General features: G+C 69.5%; 30 protein-coding genes. 13 read left to right on the top strand and 17 right to left on the bottom strand.

The annotated features are described in order from the left end of the window. Positions 1-38 precede the first annotated feature (38 nt). Positions 39-470, top strand: a complete 432-nt coding sequence (locus GSE44_RS01415) for a phasin family protein (protein WP_159346509.1) — start codon at positions 39-41, stop codon at positions 468-470. A 27-nt stretch (positions 471-497) separates the two neighbouring features. Here the strand turns inward: GSE44_RS01415 and GSE44_RS01410 are convergent, their stop codons facing one another. Then, positions 498-737, bottom strand: coding sequence for a DUF4169 family protein (locus tag GSE44_RS01410; RefSeq protein ID WP_328799049.1), 240 nt, complete (start codon positions 735-737; stop codon positions 498-500). Between the two features lie 11 nt (positions 738-748). Here GSE44_RS01410 and GSE44_RS01405 point away from each other — a divergent pair, with 11 nt between their 5' ends. The 4 genes from GSE44_RS01405 (at position 749) to GSE44_RS01390 (ending at position 3,410) form a co-directional block, all read left to right on the top strand. Then, positions 749-1,411, top strand: a complete 663-nt coding sequence (locus GSE44_RS01405) for a dienelactone hydrolase family protein (protein ID WP_159346507.1) — start codon at positions 749-751, stop codon at positions 1,409-1,411. Between the two features lie 12 nt (positions 1,412-1,423). After that, positions 1,424-1,612: a hypothetical protein gene (locus GSE44_RS01400; protein ID WP_159346505.1), complete on the top strand. Its 189-nt coding sequence runs from the start codon at positions 1,424-1,426 to the stop codon at positions 1,610-1,612. 104 nt (positions 1,613-1,716) lie between these two features. Continuing rightward, positions 1,717-2,706 carry a Bug family tripartite tricarboxylate transporter substrate binding protein gene (locus GSE44_RS01395; protein ID WP_201305873.1) on the top strand — a complete coding sequence of 330 codons (990 nt, stop codon included), beginning with the start codon at positions 1,717-1,719 and terminating at the stop codon, positions 2,704-2,706. 152 nt (positions 2,707-2,858) lie between these two features. Then, positions 2,859-3,410, top strand: a complete 552-nt coding sequence (locus GSE44_RS01390; RefSeq protein WP_159346504.1) for a MarR family winged helix-turn-helix transcriptional regulator — start codon at positions 2,859-2,861, stop codon at positions 3,408-3,410. 33 nt (positions 3,411-3,443) lie between these two features. Here the strand turns inward: GSE44_RS01390 and GSE44_RS01385 are convergent, their stop codons facing one another. Continuing rightward, positions 3,444-4,217, bottom strand: coding sequence for a GntR family transcriptional regulator (locus GSE44_RS01385; protein ID WP_159346501.1), 774 nt, complete (start codon positions 4,215-4,217; stop codon positions 3,444-3,446). A gap of 103 nt (positions 4,218-4,320) precedes the next feature. Between GSE44_RS01385 and GSE44_RS01380 the strand changes: the two genes are divergently transcribed. Beyond that, the gene (locus tag GSE44_RS01380) at positions 4,321-5,310 is read left to right on the top strand and encodes a Bug family tripartite tricarboxylate transporter substrate binding protein (protein WP_159346499.1); all 990 of its coding nucleotides are present in this window, start codon (positions 4,321-4,323) and stop codon (positions 5,308-5,310) included. Positions 5,311-5,342: 32 nt separating this feature from the next. Then, positions 5,343-6,689 carry a class-II fumarase/aspartase family protein gene (locus GSE44_RS01375; RefSeq protein ID WP_159346497.1) on the top strand — a complete coding sequence of 449 codons (1,347 nt, stop codon included), beginning with the start codon at positions 5,343-5,345 and terminating at the stop codon, positions 6,687-6,689. 45 nt (positions 6,690-6,734) lie between these two features. On the opposite strand, the gene GSE44_RS01370 is transcribed toward GSE44_RS01375, so the two are convergent. Beyond that, positions 6,735-7,622, bottom strand: a complete 888-nt coding sequence (locus tag GSE44_RS01370) for an S-methyl-5'-thioadenosine phosphorylase (RefSeq protein WP_159346495.1) — start codon at positions 7,620-7,622, stop codon at positions 6,735-6,737. 173 nt (positions 7,623-7,795) lie between these two features. On the opposite strand from GSE44_RS01370, the gene GSE44_RS01365 reads away from it, so the two are divergent. After that, positions 7,796-9,607 (top strand): putative bifunctional diguanylate cyclase/phosphodiesterase, encoded by a 1,812-nt coding sequence (locus GSE44_RS01365; RefSeq protein ID WP_159346493.1) that lies wholly within the window; start codon positions 7,796-7,798, stop codon positions 9,605-9,607. A gap of 28 nt (positions 9,608-9,635) precedes the next feature. Here the strand turns inward: GSE44_RS01365 and GSE44_RS01360 are convergent, their stop codons facing one another. The 4 genes from GSE44_RS01360 to petA all read right to left on the bottom strand — a co-directional run bounded on the left by GSE44_RS01360 (position 9,636) and on the right by petA (position 13,679). Then, the gene (locus tag GSE44_RS01360) at positions 9,636-10,688 is read right to left on the bottom strand and encodes a methyltransferase (protein WP_159346491.1); all 1,053 of its coding nucleotides are present in this window, start codon (positions 10,686-10,688) and stop codon (positions 9,636-9,638) included. A 256-nt stretch (positions 10,689-10,944) separates the two neighbouring features. Continuing rightward, entirely contained in the window at positions 10,945-11,754 is an 810-nt protein-coding gene (locus GSE44_RS01355) for a cytochrome c1 (protein ID WP_159346489.1), read from the bottom strand. Beyond that, positions 11,754-13,067 carry a cytochrome b gene (locus GSE44_RS01350; protein ID WP_159346488.1) on the bottom strand — a complete coding sequence of 438 codons (1,314 nt, stop codon included), beginning with the start codon at positions 13,065-13,067 and terminating at the stop codon, positions 11,754-11,756. Before GSE44_RS01350 ends, GSE44_RS01355 begins: the two co-directional genes overlap by 1 nt. Positions 13,068-13,079: 12 nt before the next feature. Beyond that, entirely contained in the window at positions 13,080-13,679 is a 600-nt protein-coding gene (petA, locus tag GSE44_RS01345) for a ubiquinol-cytochrome c reductase iron-sulfur subunit (RefSeq protein ID WP_159346486.1), read from the bottom strand. Between the two features lie 224 nt (positions 13,680-13,903). Between petA and hemF the strand changes: the two genes are divergently transcribed. Further along, the gene (hemF, locus tag GSE44_RS01340; RefSeq protein ID WP_159346484.1) at positions 13,904-14,824 is read left to right on the top strand and encodes an oxygen-dependent coproporphyrinogen oxidase; all 921 of its coding nucleotides are present in this window, start codon (positions 13,904-13,906) and stop codon (positions 14,822-14,824) included. A gap of 65 nt (positions 14,825-14,889) precedes the next feature. Continuing rightward, positions 14,890-15,864, top strand: a complete 975-nt coding sequence (locus GSE44_RS01335) for a Bug family tripartite tricarboxylate transporter substrate binding protein (protein ID WP_159346482.1) — start codon at positions 14,890-14,892, stop codon at positions 15,862-15,864. 33 nt (positions 15,865-15,897) lie between these two features. Here the strand turns inward: GSE44_RS01335 and GSE44_RS01330 are convergent, their stop codons facing one another. From GSE44_RS01330 to GSE44_RS01320, 3 genes are all read right to left on the bottom strand, one after another. Beyond that, the gene (locus GSE44_RS01330) at positions 15,898-17,115 is read right to left on the bottom strand and encodes an Nramp family divalent metal transporter (protein WP_159346480.1); all 1,218 of its coding nucleotides are present in this window, start codon (positions 17,113-17,115) and stop codon (positions 15,898-15,900) included. Positions 17,116-17,364: 249 nt separating this feature from the next. Beyond that, the gene (locus tag GSE44_RS01325) at positions 17,365-17,580 is read right to left on the bottom strand and encodes a hypothetical protein (protein ID WP_159346478.1); all 216 of its coding nucleotides are present in this window, start codon (positions 17,578-17,580) and stop codon (positions 17,365-17,367) included. 3 nt (positions 17,581-17,583) lie between these two features. Continuing rightward, the gene (locus GSE44_RS01320; protein ID WP_159346476.1) at positions 17,584-17,784 is read right to left on the bottom strand and encodes a hypothetical protein; all 201 of its coding nucleotides are present in this window, start codon (positions 17,782-17,784) and stop codon (positions 17,584-17,586) included. 105 nt (positions 17,785-17,889) lie between these two features. Between GSE44_RS01320 and GSE44_RS01315 the strand changes: the two genes are divergently transcribed. Beyond that, positions 17,890-18,552, top strand: coding sequence for a tyrosine-protein phosphatase (locus GSE44_RS01315; protein ID WP_159346841.1), 663 nt, complete (start codon positions 17,890-17,892; stop codon positions 18,550-18,552). Positions 18,553-18,591: 39 nt separating this feature from the next. Here the strand turns inward: GSE44_RS01315 and GSE44_RS01310 are convergent, their stop codons facing one another. The 7 genes from GSE44_RS01310 to GSE44_RS01280 all read right to left on the bottom strand — a co-directional run bounded on the left by GSE44_RS01310 (position 18,592) and on the right by GSE44_RS01280 (position 24,449). Continuing rightward, positions 18,592-19,206: a HutD/Ves family protein gene (locus GSE44_RS01310; RefSeq protein ID WP_159346474.1), complete on the bottom strand. Its 615-nt coding sequence runs from the start codon at positions 19,204-19,206 to the stop codon at positions 18,592-18,594. Between the two features lie 16 nt (positions 19,207-19,222). Further along, entirely contained in the window at positions 19,223-20,992 is a 1,770-nt protein-coding gene (locus tag GSE44_RS01305) for an ABC transporter ATP-binding protein (RefSeq protein ID WP_159346472.1), read from the bottom strand. A 63-nt stretch (positions 20,993-21,055) separates the two neighbouring features. Then, on the bottom strand, positions 21,056-21,451 hold the full coding sequence (locus tag GSE44_RS01300; RefSeq protein WP_159346470.1) for a DoxX family protein: 396 nt from the start codon (positions 21,449-21,451) through the stop codon (positions 21,056-21,058). Between the two features lie 50 nt (positions 21,452-21,501). Beyond that, positions 21,502-22,782: a CCA tRNA nucleotidyltransferase gene (locus GSE44_RS01295; protein WP_159346468.1), complete on the bottom strand. Its 1,281-nt coding sequence runs from the start codon at positions 22,780-22,782 to the stop codon at positions 21,502-21,504. Beyond that, positions 22,779-23,099, bottom strand: coding sequence for a hypothetical protein (locus tag GSE44_RS01290; RefSeq protein ID WP_159346466.1), 321 nt, complete (start codon positions 23,097-23,099; stop codon positions 22,779-22,781). Before GSE44_RS01290 ends, GSE44_RS01295 begins: the two co-directional genes overlap by 4 nt. 86 nt (positions 23,100-23,185) lie before the next feature. Beyond that, positions 23,186-23,791, bottom strand: coding sequence for a CoA pyrophosphatase (locus tag GSE44_RS01285; protein ID WP_159346464.1), 606 nt, complete (start codon positions 23,789-23,791; stop codon positions 23,186-23,188). Between the two features lie 10 nt (positions 23,792-23,801). Further along, positions 23,802-24,449, bottom strand: coding sequence for a DUF1285 domain-containing protein (locus GSE44_RS01280; RefSeq protein WP_235924488.1), 648 nt, complete (start codon positions 24,447-24,449; stop codon positions 23,802-23,804). A 118-nt stretch (positions 24,450-24,567) separates the two neighbouring features. Between GSE44_RS01280 and GSE44_RS01275 the strand changes: the two genes are divergently transcribed. Both GSE44_RS01275 and GSE44_RS01270 read left to right on the top strand, forming a co-directional pair. Further along, positions 24,568-25,584, top strand: coding sequence for an AAA family ATPase (locus GSE44_RS01275; protein WP_159346463.1), 1,017 nt, complete (start codon positions 24,568-24,570; stop codon positions 25,582-25,584). Beyond that, complete coding sequence (locus tag GSE44_RS01270; RefSeq protein WP_235924487.1) at positions 25,577-26,449, top strand: DUF58 domain-containing protein; 873 nt, start codon at positions 25,577-25,579, stop codon at positions 26,447-26,449. The genes GSE44_RS01275 and GSE44_RS01270 overlap by 8 nt, the downstream gene beginning before the upstream one ends. Positions 26,450-26,494 lie beyond the last annotated feature (45 nt).

The following is a 26,494-nucleotide window of genomic DNA, read 5'->3' as shown; positions in this document are numbered from 1 at the left end:
TAACGTCAGGATGGCCACAATCCACAAAGGAGGATGCAATGTCCGACCGCCCCACCCTTCCGCCGGAGATGGACCCCATGCGCCTCCTGTCCGAGATGAGATTGCCGATGCTGGATGTGGAGGCGCTGGCCGCCGCCCAGCGGCGCAACCTGGAAGCCTTGTCGGCGGCCAATCGCGTCGCGCTCGAGGGTGCGCAGGCCATCGCCCGCCGCCACATGGAAATCCTGCAGCAATCCATGACCGAGATGACGGATGCAGTGCGCAGCGCCGCCACCGGCTCCGATCCGCAGGACCGCGCCGTGAAGCAGGCCGAGATGGTGAAGTCCGCCTATGAGCGGGCCGTCGGCAACATGAAGGAGCTGGCGGACCTCATCCAGAAGTCGAATGCCGAGGCGCTGACGGTGCTGAACCGGCGCTTCTCCGAGGCGATGGACGAGGTCCGCACCATGGTCGAGAAGAAGTCGGGCTGAGGGCTCGCGCCGGGGCTCCGGCCGTCCTCAGCGGGGCGGCGGGTCCCCCGGCGGAACCTCCGGCGCATCATCAAGCCGCGCCCCGTCCAGCAGGGCATCACGCTGCGCCTTCGCCGCCTCGTCCTTCGCCCGCTCCGCCCTGGTCCGGCCATGGGCGGCGCGGTTCGTCGCGGCCTTCGCCTCCGCGGCGGCGCGGTCCCGGGCCTTCCGGGCCCGGTTCAGGTTGACGATCTCGGCCATCCCTCCAGGATAACGCCGGGGATTCATCGGAGCCATCCATGCAGATCGAGTTGACCGCCGCCGATGGCCACCGCCTTTCGGCCTGGCGCACCGGCCCTGCCGATGCGAAGCGCGCCCTGGTGGTGGTGCAGGAGATCTTCGGGGTGAACCCCCATATGAAGCGGCTTTCGGACCATCTCGGCAGTCTCGGCTGGGCCGTGATCACACCTGCGCTGTTCGATCGTGCCGAGCGCGGCGTGGAGCTTGGCTATGAGGCCGAGGACCGCGAGCGCGGCATGGCGTTGCGCAAGCAGGTCGCCGACGATGCGGTGATGTTGGACATCGAGGCGGCGGCGAAGGCCCTGCCGGCCGGCGCGGCCCGGGCCATCATCGGTTATTGCTGGGGCGGTACCATCGCCTGGTGGGGCGCGACCCGCTCGCACAGCTTCAGGACGGCGGTCGGCTATTACGGCGGCGGCATCGCAGGCACCCGCACCGAGACGCCGAACTGCCCCGTGCAGCTCCATTTCGGCGCGGAGGACAAGGGTATTCCTCTCTCTGATGTCGAGCTGGTGCGGCAGGCGCAACCAAAAGTGGAGATCCATGTCTATCCGGGTGCGGGACATGGCTTCGCCTGCGAGGACCGGGCGAGCTACAATCCCGCCGCCACCGCATTGGCCGAGGAGAGGGCACTCGCCTTCCTGTCGGCCCATCTGGGCTGAGAAGGCGACATCATGACCCGACCGCTGATCGCCATCGGCATCTTCCTCCTGATGCTGACGGGGATCCCCTATTTCTGGCCCGAGGGCTTCTCGGAGCCGCCGCTGCTGATGGTCCTGTTCCTCACCATCGCGGCGGTCGCGGCGCTGGTGATCGGGCGCCGGCGGCGGGCGCGCGGCTGGGGAACCAGCTCCAGCGCCTGATCACGGCCGGGTGCGGCCTAGACGTAGGACGTCCGGGATATTGACAGACGTCTTACGATAGGGCGAGGCTGAAGCGTCACACGCAACGAGAACAGGAAACGTCCGTGCGCCTCCACGCCATTCCGCGCCGCGGGCTTGCCGTGCTCGCCGCCCTCCCCTTCCTTGCGGGCCGCAGCAGGGCCCAGCCGGCCACGGCCCCGATGCCCGATGGCCCTATCACCATCGTGGTTCCCTATACGGCCGGCACGGGGCCCGACATTCTCGCCCGCCTGGCCAGCCCCTATCTCCAGCCACGCCTCGGCCAGCCGGTGGTGGTGGACAACCGCGCGGGCGCCAGCGGGTTGATCGGCACCCAGGCCGTGGCACGGGCAGCACCGGACGGGCGCATGCTGATGATGCAGCCCAATACCTTCGTCATGAATGCCAGCCTCTTCCAGCAGGTTCCCTATGACCCGGTGAAGGGCTTCGCGCCCATCGCCCTGCTGACGCGCGGCGACCTGGCGCTGGTGGTGAACCCGGACGTGCCGGCGCGGGACGCCCGCGCCTTCGCGGAACTCGCCCGCGCCCGCCCCACCGTGGTCGACTACGCCTCCCCCGGCAACGGCACGCCGCAGCATCTCGGCATGGCGCTCTTCGCCATGACCGCGAAGGTGGAGCTGACCCATATTCCCTATCGCGGCTCGGCGCCGGCCATCCAGGACCTGCTGGGCAAGCGCGTGGCGGCGATGTTCCTGCCCGTGCACACCGCCCTGCCCCTGGTCCAGGCCGGACAGATCCGGATGCTGGCGGTGGGCAGCGAGACGCGCGCCGCTTCCGCCCCCGATGTCCCGACCCTGGCGGAGGCTGGCTTCCCCGGCGTGCAGGCCGATCTCTGGTATGGGCTTCTCGGCCCGGCCGGCCTGCCGGAGCCGCTGGTGCGCAGGCTGAACGCCGAGCTCAACACCTGGCTGGCCGAGCCCGCCACCGCTGAGGCGCTGAAGGCTCAGGGCATGACGCCCACTCCCACCACGCCGGAAGCCTTCGGCCAGCTCGTGGCGCGGGACTATGCGCGCTGGGCGACGGTGATCCGTGAGGCGAAGATCACCGCGGGCTAGTCCAGGGCTTCGGGTTGCCAAGGCTTCAGGTTGCCAAGGCTTTAGGCTGGCAAGGCTTCAGGCTGGCAAGGCTTCAGGCTGGCAAGGCTTCAGGCTGGCAAGGCTTCAGGCTGGCAAGGCTTCAGGCTGGAAGAGCGGAGCGATTTCCTGCATTGGATGCGTCTCCGCACGAGGATCCGCCGCTGAGCGACCAGGCCACCATCCCGGGCCCCGAACCCGTGCCGGCGACCTCCCTGCCTGAGGCGCTGGCCAGCCTTTATGCGCGCCCTGGCTTCAAGCTGCGCCGCGCGCATCAGATTTCGCTTTCGGTCTTCGCCGAGGAATGCCGGGCCTTCGAGGTGACGACGACCCAGTACGGCATCCTGGTGGCGCTGCGGGAGCGGCCGGGAATGGACCAGATCGGCGTGGCCCAGGCGCTGGGGCTGGACCGCTCCACCACCGGCATGGTCGTAGGGCTGCTGGAGGCGCGGGACCTGCTGCGGCGAAGCCGGCACGAGACCGACCGGCGCCGGCGCGTCCTCACCCTCACCCCACAGGGCGAGGCGTTGCTCGAAGCCATCGGCCCCGCTGCCGAGCGCGCGCGCCGCCGGCTGCTGGAGCCGCTTTCGGCGGATCAGGCTCGGGCCCTGGGCGCCTTGCTCGACACGCTGCTGCAGCACCACGACATGCGGGTGCGTGTGCCGCTGATGCGGACGGAAGGCTGATCGGCCCAGGCCAAGGCGGGGGCTGAAGCCCCCTTATTCTGCAGCTGCTGGGCGTCGCCGCAGGCGGGTCACATAGGCAAAGCGATCCGCCGGATGGAGGCTGAGGCTCACCGCCAGCGGTGCGCCTGCGGGATCCAGGTAGCGGCGTAGGATCGCCAGCGCGTGGCTGCCCGCCTCCGCCTGCAAGGCCTGGGCGACCGGCCCCGCGGGAATGCCGGCGGCGCGAAGCTCCTGCCGCACTTCCTCGATCGGGCGCCCCGAAGCCTCGGCCACCGCGATCGCGACCAGACTGCGGCAGCTGCCGTCTCGCAGACGGCGCGCCAGGTCCGGCGGCGCCGAATCCGCATCCGCATAGATATCCGTCCAGCAGAGTGGCGGCCCCTCCCCGGTGGGCGGCACGCGCAGGCTCTGGGCATGCAGCCAGCGGCTGCCGGGCCGCAAGCCGAATTGCGCAGCCAGCGTGTCATCCGCCACCACCTCACGCACATGCAGCACGCGGCGGGTGGCCTCGGCCGCATATTGCAGCAGATCGTCGACCCCATTCAGCGACTGGAAATAGGCGCCCGGTCGGCCCTCCGGCTGCGCTGCTGTCACGCGCGTGCCGTCGCGACGGCGGCGGGAGACGAGACCCAGCTCCTCCAGGCGCAGTAAGGCCGAGCGCACGGTGGCGCGGCTCACCCCGCGCTCGGCGGAGAGTTCCAGCTCGGTCGGCAGGCGGCTGCCCACGGGGTGGATGCCCCGGGCGATCTCTCCCGCGATCTCACGGGCCAGGGCGGCGTAGCGGGGCGAGGATGGGGAGTGGGACATGGAAGACCGCCAGGGTAGGCACCGCACACGCGTTGACAAGGCGGGGCAAGCGGCGCAATTGGTTCGTACCATGTAAATAAATCCGAACCATTGGGAGAGATCCATGCCTGCCACGCGCCGTTCCCTCCTGGCTGCAGTATCGCTCCTATCCGCCGTCGGGGCGCCCGCCGTCCTGGCTCAGGGCGCCTATCCGGACCGCCCGGTCCGGCTGATCCTGCCCTTCGCCGCAGGCGGCCCAACCGACACGCTCGGCCGTGTCTTCGCCGAGGCACTGGGCAAGCAGATGAATGCCCGCGTGCTGGTGGAGAACCGCACCGGCGCCGGATCGAGCATCGGGGCCGATGTCGTCGCGAAAGCGCCGAAGGACGGCTACACGCTGCTGTTCAACAACCTCTCTCACTCCATCAATCCGTCGCTCTACCGCCGCATGCCCTTCGATACGCTGGGGGATTTCGCGCCGGTCAGCACGCTGATGGAAGGGCCGGTGGTGCTGCTGGTGCGCGCGGATTCACCTTTCCGCTCCCTGCGCGAGCTGATCGAGGCCGTGCGCGCGCGGCCGGACCACTATGACTACGGTTCTGCCGGCAACGGCTCGGCGGCGCATGTTTCGCAGGTGCAGATCCTGTCGCTGACGAAGACGCGCATGAACCACATCGTCTATCGCGGCGTAGCCCCGGCGATGACCGACCTGATCTCGGGCACGCTGACGCTGGTGAACGACACCTCCACCACCGCGCTGGGCAGCATCCGCGGCGGCATGGTGCGCCCACTCGCGATCACCTCCGCCGAGCGCGTGCCCTTCCTGCCGGACCTGCCGACGGTGCGCGAAAGCGGCATCCCAGAACTGGCCGATTTCCGGATGTCGACCTGGAACATGCTGCTCGCCCCCGCCGGCACGCCGCAGCCCATCCTCGGTCGGCTGCATGACGAGACGGCGCGCGTGCTGGCCGATCCCGCCTTCGTCACGAAGCTGGCGGAACTCGGCAACGTGCCGATGCCGCGGACCGACCAGGCCGGCGCCCGCAGCTTCCTCGCCGCCGAGGTCGATCGCTGGCGCGGCGTGATGCAGGCCGCCGGCGTGCAGCCCGAATAAAGCCCAGATCGAACGACCGCCCCGGAGCCCGCATGCCCAGCACCCCGCTCGATTCCCTCCTGTTCCGCGACATGTTCGGTACGGCCGCCATGCGCGCCGTCTTCGCCGACGAAGCCCTCGTCGGCCGCTACCTGGAGGTGGAGGTGGCGCTTGCCCGCGCCGAGGCGCGCTGCGGCGTCATTCCGCCCGAGGCCGCCGATGCCATTGCCCGCGCGGCGGATGGAATCGCGATCGACTGGGAGCGGATGCGGCGCGAGACGGAGAATGTCGGCTATCCGATCCTCGCGCTCGTGCACCAGTTGGCGGAGGCAGCCGGCGAAGCCGGACGCTACGTCCATTGGGGCGCGACGACGCAGGACATCATGGACACGGCCAATGTCCTCCAGCTCCGCGCCGCGCTGGATCTGGTGGCGGCGGATATCGAGGCGCTGCGCGGCATCCTGGCCGCGCTGGCCGCAAAGCACCGCGACACGCCCATGGCCGGGCGCACTCATCTGCAGCAGGCCCTGCCCATCACCTTTGGCTACAAGGTCGCCATCTGGCTCTCCGCCATGGACCGCCATGCGGAGCGGCTGGAGCAATTGCGCCCGCGCGCGCTGATGGGGCAGTTCGCCGGCGCCGCCGGCACCCTCGCCTCCCTCGGCGAGGATGGGTTCCGCGTGCAGCAGGCCTTCTGCGAGGAGTTGGGCCTGCACCAGCCGCCGATCACCTGGCATGTCGCGCGCGATGGGCTGGTGGAGGCGGTGTCCTTCCTTGGCCTGGTCACCGGCAGCCTCGCGAAGATCGCGACCGACATGATGCTGATGATGTCGAGCGAGTTCGGCGGCGAGGTGATGGAGCCCTTCGTGAAAGGGCGCGGCGCTTCCTCCACCATGCCGCAGAAGCGCAACCCGATTTCCTCGGAGCTGATGCTGGCGACGGCAAAGGCGGTGCGGCAGCAGGTGGCGCTGATGCTGGACGGCATGGTGCAGGATTTCGAGCGCGCGACCGGCCCCTGGCACCTGGAATGGCTGGCCCTGCCGGAGAGCTTCATCCTCGCCGCCGGCTGCCTGGAGCAGGCGAAATTCGCCCTCTCCGGCCTCACTGTCGATGCCGCGCGGATGCGCTCCAATCTCGACATGACCGGCGGGCTGATCGTGGCGGAGGCGGTGATGATGGCCGCGGCCCCCGCGCTCGGCCGCCAACATGCGCATGACGTGGTCTATGACGCATGCCGCGCGGCGATCACTTCGGGGCGCACGCTCGCCGAGGCGCTGATCGAAGTGCCGGAGGTAGTGGAGGCGCTTGGCGGGCGCGAGGGCGTCGAGGCACGCTGCGATCCGGCGAATTACCTCGGGCTCGCGCCGCGGATGGTAGACCGGGTGCTCGCAGGGCGCTGAAAGCAAAAGGGCTGGGGAAAAGAAATCCTCCCCGGCCTTTCTTCCTCAGGCCGCCTTCAGCACCCGCCCAGCCACCGCATCCAGCTTCGCCACCAGCGCTGGGTCCCGCTTCTCCGGCGGCGTGACGATCGCGGAATCCAGCGCGCGGTCGCAACCGGAGGGGCAGAGGCCGCGCGGCTTGCCGAGCGCCGGCACCACGGTGCGCACCAGTTCCTTGGCGCGGTCGGCATTCTCGGTCATCACCTTCACCACGGCGTCGACGGTGACGTGGTCATGATCCGGGTGCCAGCAGTCGTAATCGGTGACCATGGCGACGGTCGCGTAGCAAAGCTCCGCCTCCCGGGCGAGCTTCGCCTCGGGCATGTTCGTCATGCCGATCACGTCGCAGCCCCAGGCGCGATACAGCTCGCTCTCGGCCTTGGTGGAGAATTGCGGCCCCTCCATCACGAGATAGGTGCCGCCCCGCTTGTACTTCAGCTTGATCGCTCGCGCCGCATCCTCCAGCGCGTCGCCGAGGCGCGGGCAGAGCGGATGCGCCATGGAGACATGCGCGACGCAGCCCGTCTCGAAGAAGGACTTCTTGCGTGCGAAGGTGCGGTCGATGAACTGATCGACGATGACGAAGGTGCCGGGCGGCAGGTCCGCATTCAGGCTGCCAACGGCGGAGAGGGAGAGGATTTCCGTGCAGCCGGCGCGCTTCATCGCATCGATATTCGCGCGGTAGTTCAACTCGCTCGGCGGCACGCGATGGCCGCGGCCGTGGCGCGGCAGGAAGACACAGGAAACGCCGGCGAGCGTGCCGAAGAGCAACTCGTCCGACACCTCGCCCCAGGGGCTCTCCACCCGCTGCCAGCGGCGGTTCTCGAGCCCATCGATGTCGTACAGGCCGGAACCGCCAATGAGGCCAATGACGGGGGTGATCTGGTCGGGCATGTCAGGCTCCGCTAAAGGGAACAGGATAGGCGGCGGGGGCGGCCCGCTCTAGCGGAGGGCGGCAGACTGCACCAGGGCCGCCGGGAATGCGGCAACTCGGGGTTGCGTGAGTCAACCTCAAATTGTCATGCTCCGTTATACATCCGCGCGGAGCAGGTAATGGGGTGTCGGGCATGACGTCTGTACCACGGTCCGCCGATGAGGCGGAGCGGCTGGTCGATGTGGCCGACATCTCCTCCGACGAGGCGACGGAGGAACTGCTGGGCGCCTTCATGCGCCTGGCGGGCGATCTCGTCGGCGCACCCATCTCGGGCGTTTCGCTGGTCGGCAAAGACGAGCAGTCCTTCCTGGCCATCCGAGGGCTGAACGCGGCGCCCGTGCCGCGCGATTCGTCCTTTTGCGCCCATGCGATCCTCGAGCCGGACCAGGTGATGGTGGTGCCGGATCTCCAGGCGGACCCGCGCTTCAGTGCCAATCCCCTGGTCGTGGGCGACTCTAATCTGCGCTTCTATGCCGGCGCCCCGCTGCGGGGCACGCGCGGCCATGCGGTGGGCACACTTTGCGTGCTGGACCGGGAACCGCGGACCCTCTCCCCCGCGGTGGTGGAGCGGCTGCAGGACCTGGCGCGCGGCGTCTCTGCGGCGCTCTCGCTCCGCCATGCCGTCCGGGAGATGCACCGGCTGGCGCGGACGGATCCGCTGACCGGCGCCGGGAACCGCAAGGCGATGGAGGAGGCGCTGGCCGCTGCCGACCCGAACGGGCTCGGCATCCTCATGCTCGATCTGGATGGCTTCAAGCCGATCAACGATACCTATGGCCATTCCGGCGGCGACAAGGCGCTGGTCGAGGTTGCCCGCCGGCTGCGTGAGGCGGTGCGCAGCAAGGACATGGTGATCCGGCTGGGCGGCGACGAATTCATGGTGCTGGTGCTGGGCGTGGAGCAGCCCGAGGCCGGGCTGGGCCTCGCCACGCGCCTCCACGCGTCCCTGGCGGATACGTTCATCCTGAACGGTTCCCCGGTTCCGCTGCGCGTCTCGATCGGCTTCGCCGCCGGCCCCTGGCACGCCCGGGACGCACTGGCCCTGGTGGAACGGGCCGATGCGGCGCTTTACGCCGCGAAGCGCGCCGGGCGCGGCATCACCCGCTCGGCCAGCGCCACGCCGGGCGGCGAGGCAGTGGGCCGCGGGAGGTTGGAGGAGAAGCTGTGTGAAGCCTTCGCGCCGGGCGGCAAGGTTCCCTTTCACCTCGTCTTTCAGCCGATTATCGATCTTAAGACCTGCGAATTCGTCTCGGCCGAGGCGCTGCTGCGCTGGAGGACGGATACCGGCCTCTCCCTGCAGCCAGCCGATGTGCTGCCGGTGATCGAGGGCATGGGCTATTCGGGCGCGCTCGACCGCTGGGTGCTCCGCGAGGCCTGCGGGCTGATTGCCTCGGGGCACGCGCCCTGGACCGTGTCGGTCAATGCCTCGGCCAGTACCTTCGGCATGCCGGGCTTCGATGCCCAGGTCGCGCAAATCCTGCAGGAATTCGGCGTCGCGGGCGAAAGGCTGATGATCGAGATGGTCGAAGGCGCGCTGGCTGGGGATGCGGATGCCGCGCGCGCCAACATGCTGGGCCTGGCGCAGATCGGCGTGCGCGTGGTGCTGGATGACTTCGGCGGCGGCCACAGCACCCTCGCCCGGGTGCGCGAATACCCCTTCACCGCGATCAAGATCGACCGCTCGCTGGTGACGGATTGCGCGCGCGACGCCCAGGGCACGGCGCTCATGGAAGCGGTGGCCGGCATGGCCGAGGCCTTCTCGATCCCCGCCGTCGCGGAGGGGGTGGAGCATGCAGCCCAGCTGCAGGTGCTGGCCCGGCTCGGCGTGGACCGGGCCCAGGGCTTCTTCCTCTCGCGCGCCGTGGCCTGGGACGCGCTCGCGGAAGCCGGGGCGGACGCCATCGAGCGTGCGCGCGGCGCGCTTGGGCAGCACATCGACGCCTAGTGCCACTCCGTTTGGCCCCGCGGCGGGCTTACTTCCGGGCGACAATCATTGAATGCGGCCCCTGGAGGGGCCGGGCGGAGACCTCCCCAAAGCCGGCCTCCCTTGCCCAGCCGATGCATTCGGCCACCGTGTAGTCGAAGCCATCCGGCGTCTCGATCAGCATGTTGAGGCTCATGAGCAGGCCGAAGGCATTCTCGCGCCGCGCGTCATCGATCATTGCGTCATAAACGATGAGGGCGCCGCCCGGTGGAAGGGCCTGGTAGGCCTTTCGCATCAGCATGCGCTTCTCCTTCATTCCCCAGTCATGGAGGATGTGGCCCATGATCAGCACCTCGGCCTCGGGCAGCGGCCCGGACAGGAAGTCCCCCGGCGCGAAGCGGATGCGGGACGACAGCCCGGCCTCCGCGACATAACGTTCGAAGACGGGCTGCACCGGGGGCAGATCGAAGCCGCAGCCCTCGAGATGCGGGTGGATGCGCGCCACCTCCACGACGAGCGCCCCCTGTGCGCAGCCGATATCGGCGAAGCTGCGGACGTCCTGCCAGGGAAAGGCCGCCGCGATGGCGCGCGCATTCGGCAGGCTCACGCCGCTCATGGCGCGCAGGAAGACCTCGAGGGTGGTGGGGTCGGCATAGATGGCGGCGAAGGGATCGGGGCCGTCGTCGCGCGCCTCGTTCTGCGGCCGCCCGCTCCGCAGCGCCTCGGTGAGGCGGCCCCAGAAGGGATAGAGACGGCTGTTCGCCATCTCCAGCAGCCCGCCGATATAGTCCGGGCTGGCGCGGTCGAGGTAGAGCGCCGTCTCCGGCGTGTTCGTGTAACGGCCTTCCGCGTCCCGCCGCAGCATGCCGAGGGCGACCAGCGCATCCAGGAAATCCGATGCACCGCGCCCGTGCAGCCCAAGCCGGGCGACCAGTTCGGATGCCGGCATCGGGCCGTGGCGTGCAAGTTCGGTGAAGAGGCCGAGTTCCACTGCCGTGAGAAGCGCCTTGGAGCCCCAGAAGGCCATGCCGAGCTGGAGGATGGCGGCGGGCGAAGCCGGTGCCTCGGCATCGCGGCTGGAAACTTCGGTGGCGGAGCGCATGATCGTCCTGTCCTCATCCGTGTCGGAGGGGCCGGCCGCCTGGATGGCGAGAGCGCAGCGAGGACGAGGGTGTGGTCGGGGCAGCCAGCGTCTCGCCGCCCGCGAGGCTGTCCCCTCGTATTTCCACAGTATCCCGCGTTCGGTCGTGTCCCGCAACGATAACGAGCCCTGAAGCAGGGACCCTGAAAGCAGGAAGGCCCCGCCCCGGGAAACCGGGACGGGGCCTTGGCCCGTGGGGCGGCCCGCAGGCCGCCGGTCAGTGCAGGTCGGACCAGACCTTGCGCTTCACCGCATAAGCGAGGCCGGCGAGGATGGTCAGGAAGATGATCATCCGCACGCCCATGGCGCGGCGCTGCTCCAACTCCGGCTCCGCCGCCCAGGCGAGGAAGGTGGCGATATCGGTCGCCATCTGGTCCACCGTGGCGTTGGTGCCGTCAACATAGGTCACCTGGCCATCCGTGTTCAGCGGCGGCGCCATGGCGATCTGATGGCCGGGAAAGTACTTGTTGTAGTGCATCCCCTCCGCGATGGTGATTCCTTCCGGCGGGTCGGAATAGCCAACCAGCAAGGCATGGAGGTAGTCCGCTCCACCCTCGCGCGCCTTCACCATCACAGACAGGTCAGGCGGCAGGGCACCATTGTTGGCGGCACGGGCCGCCGCGTCATTGGCGAAGGGCCGGCGGAAATGGTCCGAGGGGCGCGCCGGCCGCTCGAACATCTCGCCATTGTCGTTCGGCCCGTCCTGCACCTGGAACTGCGAAGCCAAAGCCTGCACCTGGGCCGGGGTCAGCCCGATCCCGGTCAGGTGGCGGTAGGAGAGATGCCGCATGGAATGGCAGGCGGCGCACACCTCCTTATAGACCTGGAAGCCGCGCTGGGCGGAGGCACGATCAAAGGTCCCGAAGATCCCGTCGAAGGAGAAGTCCGTGTTCGGGATCTTGATCACGTCGTGGCCGCTCTCGGGCCCACCCTCGGCCGCACGGGCACCCTGATCGAAGGCGACCGGTGCCAGGGCGAGGACGGCCGCGACGGCGGCCGCCTTCAGGGTCGGAACGAAACGGCGCATCACGCCTTCTCCATCGGCTTGGCGGTTGCGCCGGCAGGCAGGGGCCCACCGCCCCTCCGGGACAGCACCGCGTGGGCGATGCTCTCGGGCAGCGGCAGGGGACGCTCGAACTTCGACAGGAACGGCAGGATCACCAGGAAATAGGCGAAATAATAGGCCGTGCTGATCTGGGCGATCAGGATGTAGGGCTGCTCGGCCGGCTTGCCGCCCACATAACCCAGCACGAAGAAGTTCACCGTCCAGAGCAGGAACAGCCACCTGGTGATCGGGCGGAAGCGCATGGAACGCACCGGCGAGCTGTCCAGCCAGGGCAGGAAGAACAGGATCACCAACGCGCCGCCCATCAGCACCACGCCGCCCAGCTTGTCCGGGACCGCACGGAGGATCGCGTAGAAGGGCAGGAAGTACCACTCGGGCACGATATGCGCGGGCGTCACCAGCGGGTTGGCGGGAATGTAGTTGTCCGGGTGGCCCAGGTAGTTCGGCATGAAGAACACCAGGACCGCATAGACGATCAGGAACACGACGATGCCGAAGCTGTCCTTCATCGTGTAGTACGGGTGGAAGGGGATCGTGTCCTGCTTGGTCTTCGGCTCGATGCCCAGCGGGTTGTTGCTGCCCGTGATGTGCAGCGCGACCACGTGGAGGAAGGTCACGCCCACGATCACGAAGGGCAGGAGGTAGTGGAGCGAGAAGAAGCGATTGAGGGTGGGATTGTCCACCGAGAAGCCGCCCCACAGCCAGGTAACGATGCTCTGTCCCACCACCGGCAGGGCGGAGAACAGGTTGGTGATGACGGTGGCGCCCCAGAAGGACATCTGGCCCCAGGGCAGCACGTAGCCCATGAAGGCGGTTGCCATCATCAGGATGAACAGCACTACGCCCAGCATCCACAGCAGCTCGCGCGGCGACTTGTAGGAGCCGTAATGCAGTGATCGCCACATGTGGATGTAGGTGACGATGAAGAACATGCTGGCGCCGTTGGCGTGCGCGTAGCGCAGCAACCAGCCGTAGTTCACGTCGCGCATGATGCGCTCGACGCTGTCGAAGGCCAGCATGGTGTGGGCGGCATACTGCATGGAGAGGACCACGCCCGTCGCGATCATGATCGCGAGGGTGACCATCGCCAGCGCGCCGAAGTTCCAGAAGTAGTTGAAGTTCCGGGGCGTCGGAAAGCTGCCGTACTCCAGCTGGATCATCGAGATGACCGGCATGCGCTGGTCGATCCAGCGTAGGAGCGGATTCGCCACCTTTGAATCGTGCAGGCGGCGGACGTCATTATGTTCGTTGGTTTCGTGGTGGCTGTCGGCCATGTCCTGCGCTCCTCAGCCGACCCGGACGCGGGTGTCGGAGGTAAAGGAATAATCGGGAAGGGCGAGGTTCAGCGGGGCCGGGCCCCGGCGGACGCGGCCGGACGTATCGTAATGGCTGCCATGGCAGGGGCAGAACCACCCGCCGTAGTCGCCGCGCGCATCGGTCGGCTTCTGGCCCAGCGGAACGCAGCCGAGATGGGTGCAGATGCCGATCACGATCAGCCACTCATCCTTGCCCGGCTTCACGCGGGACTGGTCCGTGGCCGGGTCGGGCAGCTCGCCGACCGGGACGGCGCGGGCCTCCTGGATCTCCTGCGGGGTGCGGCGGCGCACGAAGACCGGCTTGCCGCGCCACATCACCGTCACGGCCTGGCCGACGGCGATCGGGCCCAACTCCACATCGGTGCTGGCCAGCGCCAGCACGTCCTGGCTGGGGTTCATAGAGTGGATGAAGGGCCAAGCCATCACGCCCACGCCCACCGCGGTGAAGGCGCCGGTGGCCAGCTTCAGGAAGTCCCGGCGGACCGGCCCTTCCCCATGCGCCGGGTCGGCATGATGGGGGCCGGGTTCGGCGGGGCTCGTCTTCGGTGGGGAAGCCAGCACATCGGCCATTCGATCGCTCGTCCTGTTCTCCGGCCCCCTCCCGCGCGCCGGGCGAGGCCGTTGTGTCGTCCCCCGAGGGCCCGGGTTGCGGCCGGGCGCGCGGGTTGGTCTGCGAAGTCATTGGCCGGGCAGGCGCGGGGACGCGGTGCCAGACCGGTTGCGCGGCCATATAACGGTCCGGAACGTGGGGTGGCAACGGCGCCCCATGCGCTGCAACACCCCGATTGGCGCGAATGACACACAGCCCCACCAGCGACCTGCCGGCCGATGCCACCCATCCCGGCCATCACCCCCTCGCCGGCGCGGCCCGCGGCTGGTTCGAGGGACTGCGGGACCGGCTCTGCGCCGTCTTCGAGACGATCGAGGACGAGGGCATCACGGGCCCCCATGCCGCCCTGCCTCCGGGCCGCTTCGTCCGCACCGCATGGGACCGGCCGGAGGGCGGCGGCGGCGTGATGTCGGTCATGAAGGGGCGGGTCTTCGAGAAGGTGGGGGTCAATGTCTCCACGGTGTGGGGCGAATTCAGCCCGGATTTCCGCAAGCAGATCCCGGGGGCGGAGGAGGATCCACGCTTCCTGGCCACCGGCGTGTCGCTGGTGGCTCATATGCGCTCACCCCGCGTGCCGGCCGCCCATTTGAACACGCGCTTCATCACCACGCGCCGCAACTGGTTCGGCGGCGGGGGCGACATCACCCCCATGACCCCCGATTCGCCCGAGGCTCAGGCGGATGCCGCCGATTTCCACGCGGCCTTCCGCACCGCCTGCGACCGGCACGACCCAGCCTACTACCCCCGCTTCAAAACCTGGTGCGACGAGTACTTCTTCCTTCCCCACCGCGGGGAGCCCCGCGGGCTGGGCGGCATCTTCTATGACTGGCTCGGGCGGGACGACCCCGATGCCACCCGCTTGCCAGACCATTTCGCCTTCACCCGGGACGTGGGCGAGGCCTTCCTGGCGGCCTATCCGGCCATCATCCGCCGCCGGATGCACGAGCCCTGGACGGCGGCGGAGCGCGAGCACCAGCTCATCCGCCGCGGCCGCTACGTCGAGTTCAACCTGCTGCATGACCGCGGCACGCTGTTCGGCCTGCGCACCGGCGGGAATGTGGAGGCGATCCTGATGTCCATGCCGCCCGAGGTTCGCTGGCCCTGAGGGCTGGCCGCCAGGGCGCGGGGCTGGCTAGGCTGGGGGCAAGCATCAAGCATCGAGGAGCCTCCATGATCGCACGCCGCCCCCTTCTCGGGGCAGGGCTCGCCCTTCCCTTCATCCACCCGGCCGCCGCCCAGGGCGCCTGGCCGAGCAGGACGGTCCGGATCGTCGTCCCCTATCCGCCCGCCGGCTCGACGGACGTGCTGACGCGAATCCTGGCCGAGCGGCTGCAGCAGCAGCTTGGCCAAACCTTCGTGATCGAGAACCGCGCCGGCGCCGGTGGCAATATCGGGATGGATGCGGTCGCGAAGGCCGAGAATGACGGCTACACGATTGGCTCCGCGACGATCGGCCATTTCTCGATAAACCAGTATCTCTACTCGCGCATGTCCTTCGACAGCGACAAGGACTTCGCGCCTATCTCGCTGACCTGGGAACTGCCCAATGCCTTCGTCGTCAGCAGCCAGCACGTGCCTGCCAAGACGCTTCAGGAATTCATCGCCTGGGCGAAGCAGAAGCGGGGCGGGCTGAGTTTCGGCAGCCCCGGCGTGGGGACCACGCCGCATCTCTCGGGCGCGCTGTTCAATGCGAGGGCGGGGCTGACGGCCGATCACGTCCCGTTCCGGGGGGCGGCCCAGACCATTCCGGCCATGTTGTCCGGCGACGTGACCTTCGCGCTCGACAACCTCTCCTCCTATGTGCCGGTCATCCAGGAGGGGCGGATGCGGGCGCTGGCCGTGACCAGCCCGGAGCGCGTGCCCAGCCTGCCTGACGTGCCGACCATGGCGGAGGCCGGGATCCCTGACTTCGTGGTCACCTCCTGGGCTGCCTTTGTCTTCCCGGCCGGCACGCCACGCCCCATCGTGGACAAGCTGAATGCCGCGATGAAGGTGGTCGCGGCCGATGAGTCGGTGCAGCGCCGCTTCCAGCAGATAGGCGCCAAGGCATTGTGGTCCACACCCGAGGCAGTGACCGAGCGCAGCCACAAGGAAAGGCCGATGTGGCAGGAAGCCGTGCGGATCAGCGGCGCACGGGCGGATTAGCGCCGGTGGGGGCGCAAGCCCCCGCCGCCGCCCTCAATCCAGCAGGCGCATGATTTCGTTGCTGGCGAGCACCACGAAGAGCGCGGTGGCCAGCAGGAGCAACCCGTTGCTCACCCAGCCGCTGCGCCATTCCGCCGGGGTCCGGCGGGAATTCAGCAGCCAGATCAGGGTCAGCGCCAGGAAGGGCATGAAGAAGGCGCCCAGTGCGCCGAACGCCACCACCAGCGCGAAGGGCCGGTCGAGGAACAGCAGGGCAATCGGCGGGAAGGTCAGCCAGAAAAGATAGGCCTTGAAGGCCCAGCTCCGCTCCAGCTCCTGCTCTTTTGGATCCCGGCCGCGCAGCCGGGCCACAAAATCGGCGAAGAGCAGGCTGACGCCATGCCAGACACCGAGGATCGAGGAGAAGGTGGTGGCGGCGAAGCCGACCAGGAACATGTTGGCGACGAAGGCGCCGAGGCGCTCCCGCAGCACGCCGTCGAAGTCGAGCAGCCCGCGGTCGCCACCCTGGAGGGCGATGTTCGTGTTGTACAGCAGCTCGGCGCCCACGATCATCATAGAGATGACAAAGATGCCGGTGGTGATGTAGCCGATGCGATTGTCGAAGCGCATCATCGGGATCCAGCCCGGCGTGCGCCATCCCTTGGCATTCACCCAGTAGCCATAGGAGGCAAGGGTGATGGTGCCGCCCACCCCGCCGATCAGCCCGAGCGTGTAGATGGCCGCCCCTTCCGGCAGGGTCGGCACCAGCCCGCCAAGCGCCGCGCCAATATTCGGCGCCACCAGCACGGCCAGCGACACCACCGTGACGAACATCAGCGCGATGAAGAATTTCATCACCTGCTCGAACAGCGCGTAGCGGTTGAAGGCGACGAAGATGAAGCCCAGCACCCCGGCGAGGATCGCCCAGGCGTGCAGGTTCATGACCGGGAACAGGGCCGCAAGCGCCAATCCGGTCGAGGACATGGCGGTGGCGCCGTACACATAGCCCCAGATCACCACGTAGATGAGGAAATAGACCGAGGTCCAACGCCCCAACTCGCGCCAGCCTTCGAAGATCGTTCGGCCGGTGGCAAGATGCCAGCGCCCCACCGCCTCCGACATGGCGATCTTGAGAATGCAGCCGAGCACCGCCGCCCACATGAGCGCATAGCCGAAGCGGTTACCCGCAATGAGCGTGGCCACCAGGTCCCCCGCACCGACGCCCGTGACCGCCACCACGATCCCCGGTCCCACCAGGCGCCATCGGGCCATGCCCTGAGGCGGTCCGGCCGGTTCGGCGGGTGCAACGGTTTCAGCGGCTGTGGACAAGCTGGTTTTTCCTCAATTCGCTTGATGAAACCGGGCTAGTCCCCAGGGTGTGACGAGGCAACAATTGCCCCATCTGCAGGTTACACTTCGTTCATGTGGAATGGGCCGCCGTAACAGCAGGGCGCCTTTTCGCGACATGTCGCGCGGCGCGGACGCCGAAGCGGCCCCGGAACGCGTCCGGGGCCGCCCGCGTCAGTAACCCGTGCGATCGCCCTTCAGTTCAGGATCATGGGTGTGGTGGCTGTCCCGCTCGCCGCCGCCACCCGAAACCTGACTCTTGCTGCTGTTGGTCGCCGGGCCCGGCACGGTCTTGCCCTTTTCCCGATGCGCACTGCCATGGCCGCCGCCCTGATGGCTGCTCCCCGGCCCGCCTTCGGAGCGATCCGTGTCGGCATTTCCTTTTGGCATGGTTCAACGATCCTGCTGGTAACCCTGGTGGTGGGTGTTGATGCCGGTGCTGCCCGTCTGGCCCTGCTGTCCCGGATCGTATTTGGCGCGGTTGGCCGCGGTGTTCTTGGCTTCCTTCGGGTTCACCTCGCCCTGGCCGGGCGTGTTGCCGCCATGCGGCGCTTGGTTGGCGGGTGGAACCGGCGGCATGTGAGCCTTCGACATGGCGGACCTCCTCTTCATCCGTGGGAGCGAGGTTAACGCCCCGGCGGCAAGGGATGTTTCCCCCCGGCGTTGCCCTTCCGCCCTTCCTCGCCCTATCTCCCGCCCATGCCGCAGGACCTGACGACCCCCGCCGGACGCCGGGCCGCCCTGGTGAACAGCTTCCTCGTAGACCACGCGATCCTGCGCCAGGGCTGGCGCAACTGGGGCGTCGTGGTTCCAGGGCGGCTCTACCGCTCCAACCACCCCTCCCCCTGGCAGCTGCGCGACGCAGCCCGGCGCGTTGGGCTGAAGACCGTGATCAACCTGCGCGGCGAACGCGTGGATTGCGGCTCCGACGCCCTCTCCCGCGCCGAGGCGGCACGTCTGGGACTCGCCCATGTCGACGCCCCCTTCGAAAGTCGCGGCGCCCCGCACCGGGACCGGATCCTGCGGCTGGCCGGCATCTTCGCGGAAATGGCCGAACCCGCCCTGCTCCACTGCAAATCGGGCGCCGACCGCACGGGGCTGGCGGCGGGTGTCTTCCTGCTGCTGGAAGGCGGCACGAGCGAGGCGGCGCTGGGTCAGCTCCATTGGCGGCATGGCCATGTCAGCGCCTCCCGCACCGGAATCCTGGACGCCTTCTTCCGGCTCTATGCGCGCCAGGCGGAAGGACGGCTGCCCTTCCTCGACTGGGTCCGGGACGAATATGACGAGGCAGGACTGCGGGCGGCATTCCAGAGCCAGGCCTGGGCGGACCGGCTGGTGGATGGGGTGCTGCGGCGGGAGTGAAAAGGAGAAGGCCGGGGGAGGTATCCCCCCGGCCGCCTTCTATTCTTGCGGGGTTGGGCTGAGGCGCTGGGCGGACTCTGCGCGCGTGATTTCCACGATCACGGCCAAGGCGGCCTGGCCGATGGCGCGAAACGACGCCGAACCCGGATGCAGCATGGTGTCGCCGGCTTCCAGCCGTACGCCATCAGTTTCGAGCGTCCCTTGGCCGCAGAAGATCGCCACGCCCGCGGCTCCGCAGCGCAGCGGATGCGACGCGGCGATGCTCCGGACGGCGACCCGCGCCTCAAAGGCCTCGCGGTCGGCGATCACGTTGAAGGCTCGCGCCGGGCCAGCCGCCGGCCGGTAATGGGTGGGCACGTCGCCGGGAAAGCTGGCGGGCACCCAGGGCTGGCAGGACAGAGGCCCGCGGCCCTCCAGCGTCAGCGTGGCACCCGGTCCCTCGATCAGGGTGAAGATCCGGTCGCAGCCGGGGAAATGCGAGAAGGCGGCTTCACCCGCCAGATCCGCGATCCCGATCTGCCAGCCGAATGCCGCCTCCGTCCGCTCATCAGTGACCAGCTCGCGGGTTACGCCAAGGCCGTTCGGCCAAGGGCGCGGCTGCAGGTCGCCGGCCCGGATGATGACGCTGGCCGGCACCATTCCCGTTTTCCCCATCCTTCAGCAATCCAATCTAGGCGACGGCGAAGGCCTGCGCCCGCACCAGCGCGGCGTAAAGCCCGCCCCGCGCCAGCAACTCGCCATGGGTGCCGGATTCCGCGACCCGGCCACCCTCCATCACCACGATCAGATCCGCATCCCGCACTGTGGACAGGCGATGCGCCACCACCAGCGTGGTGCGCCCCGCGCGCAACTTGGCGAGGGCCGCCTGCACCGCCGCCTCGCTGCCGGTGTCCAGCGCGCTCGTCGCCTCGTCCAGCAACAGCACGCGCGGATTGCGCAGCAGCGCGCGGGCGAGAGAAATGCGCTGCCGCTGCCCGCCCGAAAGCCGCGCGCCGCCGGGGCCGAGCACCGTGTCATAGCCCTGCGGCAAGGCAGCGATGAAGTCATGCGCGGCCGCGGCGCGGGCGGCGTCCTCCACCTCGGCGGCGGTGGCGTTGGGGCGGCCGCAGGCGATATTGGCGTAGGCCGTGTCGTCGAACACCGTCGCGTCCTGGCCGACATAGGCGATGGCGTCGCGCAGGCTCTCCAGCGAGACATCCCGCACATCCACACCGTCCAGCGTCACGTGGCCCGATGTTGCATCATAGAGGCGCGGTACTAGGGCCAGGGCGGTGGATTTGCCGGCGCCGGAGGGGCCAACCAGCGCAACGGTGCGGCCGGGCTCGGCTACGAAGGTCACGCCATGCAGCGCGCTGCGATCCTCCTCATAGGAGAAGTGCACGTCCTCGAAGGCGATGCGTCCCTTGCCGGCAGGCAGCGCGGGCGCGCCGGGCGGGCTGGTGATTCGCCGGGGCGCATCGATCACGGCATTCACCCGCGCCAGCCCGGCCAGGCCTTCCTGCAGGGCGGCATTCAGGCTGCCCAGCGCACGCACCGGGCGCGCCGCGATCAGCAGGGCGGCGACGAAGCCGGTGAACTCGCCCACCGTCCCCTCCCCCTGGGACACGCGCCAGCCGACGAGCGCGAGGATCGCGGCAACCGCCACGCCGCCGATCGCCTCCAGCATCGGGTCCAGGCTCGCGCGGGTGCGCGCGATGGAAAGAAGGCTGGCGCGGAGATGGGCGAAGAGGCGGGCGGCGCGGGATTCCTCCGCCTCCTCCAGCCGGTAGCTGCGCACCACGCGGGCGGCGGCGAAGCTTTCCGTCAGAGCGGCGGCAGCCTCGCCGACGCGTTCCTGCATGCCGCCCGAGGCGCGACGGATGCGCTTGCCCAGTCGCAGGATCGGCACCACAGCCACCGGATAGAGCAGCGCCGCGACCAGCGACATCTTCCAGTCCAGCCACACCATCGAGGCAACCAGCCCGACCACGGTCAGTACGTCGGCGACAGCGTTGATCGCCTTGGTCAGCGCCTCGCGGATGGCGGCGGCATCAGCGGTGAAGCGGGCGGCATGGCGGGCGGGAGCATCGCGCGACACCATGGCGAAATCGGCACGGGTCAGCGCGCGGAACAGGCGGTTCTGCAGCCCCTCGATCACCCGCAGCACGGTGGATTGAATGGAGACGGCCTGGCCGTATTGGGCCAGTGCCTTGGCGGTGGTCAGCAGGATGATGGCGGGCGGGATGAACCAGACCACGCGCTGGTCATTGGCCGTGAACAGGTCGAAAGCCTGCTGGATCACCACCGGATAGAGGGCGGTGAGCGCGGCGACCAGGCCGGTGCAGAGAAGCGCGACGAAGATGCGGCGGGGATGGTGCCGCACTTCCTCATGCCAGAGCCGGGCGATGAGGGCGCGCGTCGCATCCGGGTCGATGCGCCGTTTCTGGGCTGGAGAGGCCATGGGCGGGGCGGTTACAGCACCGCCCCCGCCACGGCCAGGGGGCAGGCCCCCTTCAGGCCCGCCTCAGGCCCTGCGGCGTGCCGCGTCCACGCTCCATGGGCCCGCGCCCGCAAAGACGAGATAGAGGAAGATGAAGCAGTAAAGGATGGAGGCGTCGCCGTTGTTCAACGTGGGGTAGAGGTTCCGCGGCGCGTGGAACATCCAATAGGCCACGGCCATTTCGCCCGCGAGAATGAACGCTACCGGGCGGGTGAAGGCGCCGACCAGCAGCAGCAGCCCGCCCACCAGCTCCAGGATGGCGCCGATCCAGAAGAGGGACATCACCGGCGGCAGGCCAGAAGCGGGCGGGGCGGGGAAGCCAAAGAGCTTTTGCGTGCCATGCAGCAGGAAAATCAGCGCCGCGACGATCCGCAGCACGGACAGCATGCGTGGCGCCCAGACGGCCAGATTGGATGACATAGCGGGGCAGAGCCTCCGATTCGGGTGTGAACAAGCCGTAACCTGTGACATCACCGCTTCGGAAGCGCATTCCCATGAATGTCGCTCATCAACATCGCCAATCGTGTCCGGCAGGCCACCACATCCGCCGTGCAGCCGCCATCCAGCCACCAGCGCCGCGTCTCCGCCAACAGGCGGCCCATCTCCGGCCCGGGCTTCACTCCCATTTCCAGAGCATCCCGGCCCTGGAGCGGAAAAACCGGGCGCGGCAGCGCGGCCAGTCGCTCCCGGAAGTGGGCCCAGGCCGCATCACCCGGCCCCTGCCAGCCCCAGGCGCGGTTCACCGCCTGCCGAAGCCAAGCGGCATCCAGCAGGCGCTCCGGCAGTTGCTCGGCCAGCAGCCGCCGCAACGTGTCGTCGTCCGGCCCGCCTTCGGCGATGGCGGGCTGCAACGGCAACAGGTCGTGCCCGGCGCGGTATCGGGCGACGAGCCGCTGCACCTCGTCATTCGATGCCTTGAGGCGCCGGGCGGCTTCGGCGCTGCCATGGGTCAGCAGGGCATCGAAGCGCAGCATCGGGTCGGGCGGGGCGCCGATCACGGCGAGGGCGCGCAGAGGGCGCGAGGCGCCGAGCGAGGCCGGGCCCAGAATGGCGGGCAGCACCCCCGTCTCCTCCATCAGCGCCACCGCCTCCGCCGGCTCGGGCGCGGCGAGGAGCCTCTTCAACTCCATCCAGATCCGCTCCACCGACAAGCGGGACAGGCTGCCCACCGCCTCCCGGATCGCCGCCACCGCTGCCGGGTCCGGCTCGCCGCGCCCGTAGCGGGCATGGAAGCGGAAATAGCGCAGAGCGCGGAGATGGTCCTCGGCCAGCCGGGTTGCCGGGTCGCCCACGAAGCGCACGCGGCCGGCCTCCAGATCCGCCCGCCCGCCGAAGTAATCCCAGAGCTCGCCCCTGGCCGAGAGCGACAGGGCATTCATGGTGAAGTCGCGCCGGGCGGCGTCCTCGCGCCAGTCGGTGGTCCATTCCACCACGGCGTGGCGGCCATCGGTCAGCACGTCGCGGCGCAGGCTGGTCACCTCCACGGGCTCACCGCGCAGCACGGCGGTGACGGTGCCATGGGCCAGGCCGGTCTCATGCACGCGCAGCCCGGCGGCGGCCAGCCGGGCGGCGATTTCCTCCGGCGGGAAGGGCGCCGCGACATCCACATCGGCCACGGGGCGGCCAGCCAGCGCATCGCGCACCGCACCGCCCACGGCCCGGGCGCCCGGCAGCGCGGCCAGCACGGCGGCGGGGGCGGGATCGGCGAGGAAGCCGGGTGGGTCGATCCGGGCGATGGGCGGATCGTTCATCGGCGCGGCGCGCCCTCATGCGGCGGCGGGGGCGCCGGGGTATCGGCCACCGGCGGCCAGGGCGCCGTTGGCCGGGTGGGCGCGACATGGCCGGGCACGATGCCGCTTTCCGTGACGCGCGGGGGGATATAGGCGGCGTTCGGGTCCATCCCGCGCGACAGCCCGTACCAGATCGCCCCGCCGATCGAGAGGGCCAGACCCACCAGGGCTAGGGCGATCACATGCGTCCCCACCGCCTGGCCAGGGTTCAGGCGGAGCCAGATCGCATAGAGGGCGAAGGGCGACAGGAAGAGGATCGCCTCGGCGAGATAGGGCATCGAAGGAGTTATGGCGTTCCGCGGGCGTGGCGGGTAGGCCGCACCCACCGCTTCGGGCGATGGGATGCCCACCGCCCCCACGGGCTTCAGTCCCGCAGCGCCAGCGCCAGGCTGCGCAGCATTGAGGCTGTGGCGCCCCAAATCGTCTGCGTCTCATGCGGCCAGAGCCAGAAATGGCGCATCCGCCCACCGAACTCGCGGCTGCGCCGTTCCGGCCCGGCCGGGTCCAGCAGGCGGGAGAGTGGGTATTCGAACACCTCGGCCACCTCCGCCGGCGCCGGGGTAAGGGCGACGGGCGGGTCCAGCAGGGCGACCACCGGGATCACGTGGAAGCCCGTTCCGGTGACCAGCGCGGGCAGTCGGCCCGCGATTCGCGGCAGGCGGGGGTCGAGTCCCACCTCCTCGGCCGCCTCGCGCAGGGCCGCGGCCTCCGGCGTCTCGCCCGGCTCCATACGACCGCCCGGGAAGGCCACCTGCCCCGCATGGGAAGAAAGGGTGGCGGCACGGAGGGTCAGGAGAACCGTGGGCGCCGGGTGCAGCAGGATCGGCACCAGAACCGCGGAGCGGCGCGCCCCCTCGGCCGGCGCGTCGCCCGAGGCGTCGCGGAGAAGGCGGGCGGGATCAGAAAGGCGTTCCTCGATCTCCGCAGGGCTGAGGCTCGGCGGGAGAAGGGCGGGAAGGCTGTCGGTCAAACCATGGTGCTCACGCCGCTTCGTCGTCGAATTCCTCGATGAGGTCCGTATCGGCCGGGCTGTCGTCGATGACGAAGAAGCAGCCCTGGCTCCAGACTCCCATCACCTCGCGCCCATCCATCGTCTCGGGCTGGGCCAGAGCGACGAGCTCATAAAAGACCGGGCGGCTGATCCGGGCCTCGAGGCCGGGACGGACCGTGATGTAGGGGCGTGGCTCGCGCGTCACGGGGTCGACCGCCACCCGAATGGGGTGCTGCTCATCGGCCGTGACCATTTCGTCCAGATTGGTCCGGAAGGTCAGGCACTGCCGGGCCTGGCGCCGGGAGGGTGCGCCGTTTTCGCAGCCGCCTTCCCCGCAGCAATGGCCCCAGTTCAGCTCCACCGCGACGAAGGGCGCATCCTCCACCTCGATCCGGCCACGCTCGACGGGGGTTTCCAGCCAGTAGCTGCCATCCGTTTCCCGCTTCAGAACCGAGGCGAAGAGGCAGACCAGCTCCTTCCGGCCGATCGGGCTGCCCTGGTAGTACCAGGTGCCGTCTCGCGCGATCCGCATGTGGAAGTCGCCGCAGATCGTGCGCGGCTGGCGCGCCAGGGCGCCGGCAACGGTCGGCGCGGACGCCTTCGCGCCGCCCGTAACATCATGCATCCCCAGCGCCATGTGACTTTCTCCGCGCCATCTAAGGGCCCTACCCTCGCCATCCACACCTCACGCCTCCATCTGTTCATGGACAGCGGGGTCAGGTGTTACCCGCGAGCAATATGGAAAGGGGCCACGCATGGTTGAAGTGCCCAGCGTCACGGAACCGACAGTTGATGCGGAGAAGTTGCTCGGCGAGGCCGAGGCGCTCTCCGCCCGGCTCGCCCGTGTGCGGGCCGCGGTCGGCCGGGTGATCCTGGGCCAGGAGGAGGTGGTGGAGCAGGCGCTCGTCACCCTCCTGGCCGGCGGGCACATGCTGTTGGTGGGCGTTCCCGGCCTCGGCAAGACCAAGCTGGTCGAGACGCTGGGCACGGTGATGGGCCTCGATGCCCGCCGCGTGCAGTTCACTCCGGACCTCATGCCCTCCGATATCCTGGGCTCCGAGGTGCTGGAGGAGGGTGAGGGCGGACGCCGGGCCTTCCGCTTTCTGCGCGGCCCGGTCTTCTGCCAGCTGCTGATGGCCGACGAGATCAACCGCGCCTCCCCCCGCACCCAGTCCGCCCTGCTGCAGGCCATGCAGGAGCGGCGCGTGGCGGTCGGCGGCGAGGTGCTGGACCTGCCCGCCCCCTTCCATGTTCTGGCGACGCAGAACCCGATCGAGCAGGAGGGCACCTACCCCCTGCCCGAGGCGCAGCTCGACCGTTTCCTGCTGGAAATCGAGATCGGCTACCCCGACGAGGCCGCCGAGCGCGCCATGCTCCTGGCGACCACCGGCGCCAGCGAGGCGAAGCCGGAGGCCGCCCTGCGCGCCAATGAGCTGATCGCGGCCCAGAACCTCATCCGCCGCCTGCCCGTGGGCGAGGCGGTGCTGGACGCCATCCTGCGCCTGGTGCGCGGCGCGCGACCCGATACGGCGACCCTGCCGGCGGTGAAGGAGCACCTGTCCTGGGGCCCCGGCCCCCGCGCCGCCCAGGCGCTGATGCTGGCCACCCGGGCGCGGGCGGTGCTGGACGGGCGGCTTTCACCCAGCGTGGAGGATGTGATTGCCCTGGCCGAGCCGATCCTGCGCCACCGCATGGCGCTCGGCTTTGCCGCCCGCGCCGACGGCATCAAGCTGACCGAGGTCATCGGCGCGCTGAAGGCCGATCTTGCCTAAGACGCTGTCCGAAGCCGCGCTCCCGCTCCGCGCCGAGGCCGCCGCGGCGAGCCTGCCGCCGCTGGTTGTGGCCGCGGAGCGCGTGGCGGCCACGGTGATGCAGGGCGTGCATGGCCGCCGCCGCTCCGGTCAGGGCGACGCCTTCTGGCAGTTCCGCCCCTACCTGCCCGGTGACGACGCCGCGCGGGTGGACTGGCGGCAGAGCGCCAAGTCCGACCGCCTGTACCTGCGCGAGACGGAGTGGGAATCCGCCCAGACCGTCGCACTCTGGCGCGATTCCGCCCCGGGCATGGACTGGTCCGGTGCCGCCTCCCGCCCCACCAAGCGTGCGCGGGCGGACCTGTTGCTGCTGGCGCTGTCCTCGCTCCTGCTGCGCGGCGGGGAACGGGTGCGGCTGCTGGGCGGAGGGCGCGGCCTGTCCGGCCGGGGCGCCCTGCCCGAGCTGGCGATGCGACTTGAAGGGCAATCCGGCCCGCCACGCGACGAAACCCTGCCGCGCTATGTGAGGGCCGTGCTGTTCGGCGACTTCCTGGCGCCGCTGCCAGAGCTGCGCGCGACGCTGGCGCCGCTGGCTGCCGCCGGCGTGCGGGGAACGCTGGTGGAGTTGCTCGATCCGGCGGAGGAGACGCTCCCTTACGGCGGACGGGTGCGCTTCGAGCCGCTGGACGGCACGGATGCGGCCCTGGTGCCGCGGGTGGAAGGCATCCGCGGCCTGTATGAGGAACGCCTGGCCGCGCATCGCGATGGGCTTTCGGCGCTGGCCGGCTCGCTCGGCTTCCGCCTGTTGTCGCACCGCACCGACCATCCGCCCGAAGCCGCGTTGATGGCCTTGTGGCAGGCGCTGGCGCCACAGGGAGCCCGGTGATGCGCGGAGATCCGGTCCGTGCCGTTTCGATGGGGGCGCATCGCT

This window comes from Muricoccus harenae, from assembly GCF_009848505.1.
Taxonomy (GTDB): Bacteria; Pseudomonadota; Alphaproteobacteria; order Acetobacterales; family Acetobacteraceae; genus Roseomonas; species Roseomonas harenae.
This window is presented reverse-complemented; position numbering and strand designations above follow the sequence as displayed.

Excerpts from the sequence above, each read along its gene's own strand:
- GSE44_RS01415 (WP_159346509.1), top strand. The coding sequence starts at position 39 with ATGTCCGACCGCCCCACCCTTCCGCCGGAGATGGACCCCATGCGCCTC.
- GSE44_RS01410 (WP_328799049.1), bottom strand. The coding sequence starts at position 737 with ATGAATCCCCGGCGTTATCCTGGAGGGATGGCCGAGATCGTCAACCTG.
- GSE44_RS01405 (WP_159346507.1), top strand. The coding sequence starts at position 749 with ATGCAGATCGAGTTGACCGCCGCCGATGGCCACCGCCTTTCGGCCTGG.
- GSE44_RS01400 (WP_159346505.1), top strand. The coding sequence starts at position 1,424 with ATGACCCGACCGCTGATCGCCATCGGCATCTTCCTCCTGATGCTGACG.
- GSE44_RS01385 (WP_159346501.1), bottom strand. The coding sequence starts at position 4,217 with ATGTCCCACTCCCCATCCTCGCCCCGCTACGCCGCCCTGGCCCGTGAG.
- GSE44_RS01380 (WP_159346499.1), top strand. The coding sequence starts at position 4,321 with ATGCCTGCCACGCGCCGTTCCCTCCTGGCTGCAGTATCGCTCCTATCC.
- GSE44_RS01375 (WP_159346497.1), top strand. The coding sequence starts at position 5,343 with ATGCCCAGCACCCCGCTCGATTCCCTCCTGTTCCGCGACATGTTCGGT.
- GSE44_RS01370 (WP_159346495.1), bottom strand. The coding sequence starts at position 7,622 with ATGCCCGACCAGATCACCCCCGTCATTGGCCTCATTGGCGGTTCCGGC.
- GSE44_RS01365 (WP_159346493.1), top strand. The coding sequence starts at position 7,796 with ATGACGTCTGTACCACGGTCCGCCGATGAGGCGGAGCGGCTGGTCGAT.
- GSE44_RS01360 (WP_159346491.1), bottom strand. The coding sequence starts at position 10,688 with ATGCGCTCCGCCACCGAAGTTTCCAGCCGCGATGCCGAGGCACCGGCT.
- GSE44_RS01355 (WP_159346489.1), bottom strand. The coding sequence starts at position 11,754 with ATGCGCCGTTTCGTTCCGACCCTGAAGGCGGCCGCCGTCGCGGCCGTC.
- GSE44_RS01350 (WP_159346488.1), bottom strand. The coding sequence starts at position 13,067 with ATGGCCGACAGCCACCACGAAACCAACGAACATAATGACGTCCGCCGC.
- petA (WP_159346486.1), bottom strand. The coding sequence starts at position 13,679 with ATGGCCGATGTGCTGGCTTCCCCACCGAAGACGAGCCCCGCCGAACCC.
- hemF (WP_159346484.1), top strand. The coding sequence starts at position 13,904 with ATGACACACAGCCCCACCAGCGACCTGCCGGCCGATGCCACCCATCCC.
- GSE44_RS01335 (WP_159346482.1), top strand. The coding sequence starts at position 14,890 with ATGATCGCACGCCGCCCCCTTCTCGGGGCAGGGCTCGCCCTTCCCTTC.
- GSE44_RS01330 (WP_159346480.1), bottom strand. The coding sequence starts at position 17,115 with ATGGCCCGATGGCGCCTGGTGGGACCGGGGATCGTGGTGGCGGTCACG.
- GSE44_RS01325 (WP_159346478.1), bottom strand. The coding sequence starts at position 17,580 with ATGCCAAAAGGAAATGCCGACACGGATCGCTCCGAAGGCGGGCCGGGG.
- GSE44_RS01320 (WP_159346476.1), bottom strand. The coding sequence starts at position 17,784 with ATGTCGAAGGCTCACATGCCGCCGGTTCCACCCGCCAACCAAGCGCCG.
- GSE44_RS01315 (WP_159346841.1), top strand. The coding sequence starts at position 17,890 with ATGCCGCAGGACCTGACGACCCCCGCCGGACGCCGGGCCGCCCTGGTG.
- GSE44_RS01310 (WP_159346474.1), bottom strand. The coding sequence starts at position 19,206 with ATGGGGAAAACGGGAATGGTGCCGGCCAGCGTCATCATCCGGGCCGGC.
- GSE44_RS01305 (WP_159346472.1), bottom strand. The coding sequence starts at position 20,992 with ATGGCCTCTCCAGCCCAGAAACGGCGCATCGACCCGGATGCGACGCGC.
- GSE44_RS01300 (WP_159346470.1), bottom strand. The coding sequence starts at position 21,451 with ATGTCATCCAATCTGGCCGTCTGGGCGCCACGCATGCTGTCCGTGCTG.
- GSE44_RS01295 (WP_159346468.1), bottom strand. The coding sequence starts at position 22,782 with ATGAACGATCCGCCCATCGCCCGGATCGACCCACCCGGCTTCCTCGCC.
- GSE44_RS01290 (WP_159346466.1), bottom strand. The coding sequence starts at position 23,099 with ATGCCCTATCTCGCCGAGGCGATCCTCTTCCTGTCGCCCTTCGCCCTC.
- GSE44_RS01280 (WP_235924488.1), bottom strand. The coding sequence starts at position 24,449 with ATGGCGCTGGGGATGCATGATGTTACGGGCGGCGCGAAGGCGTCCGCG.
- GSE44_RS01275 (WP_159346463.1), top strand. The coding sequence starts at position 24,568 with ATGGTTGAAGTGCCCAGCGTCACGGAACCGACAGTTGATGCGGAGAAG.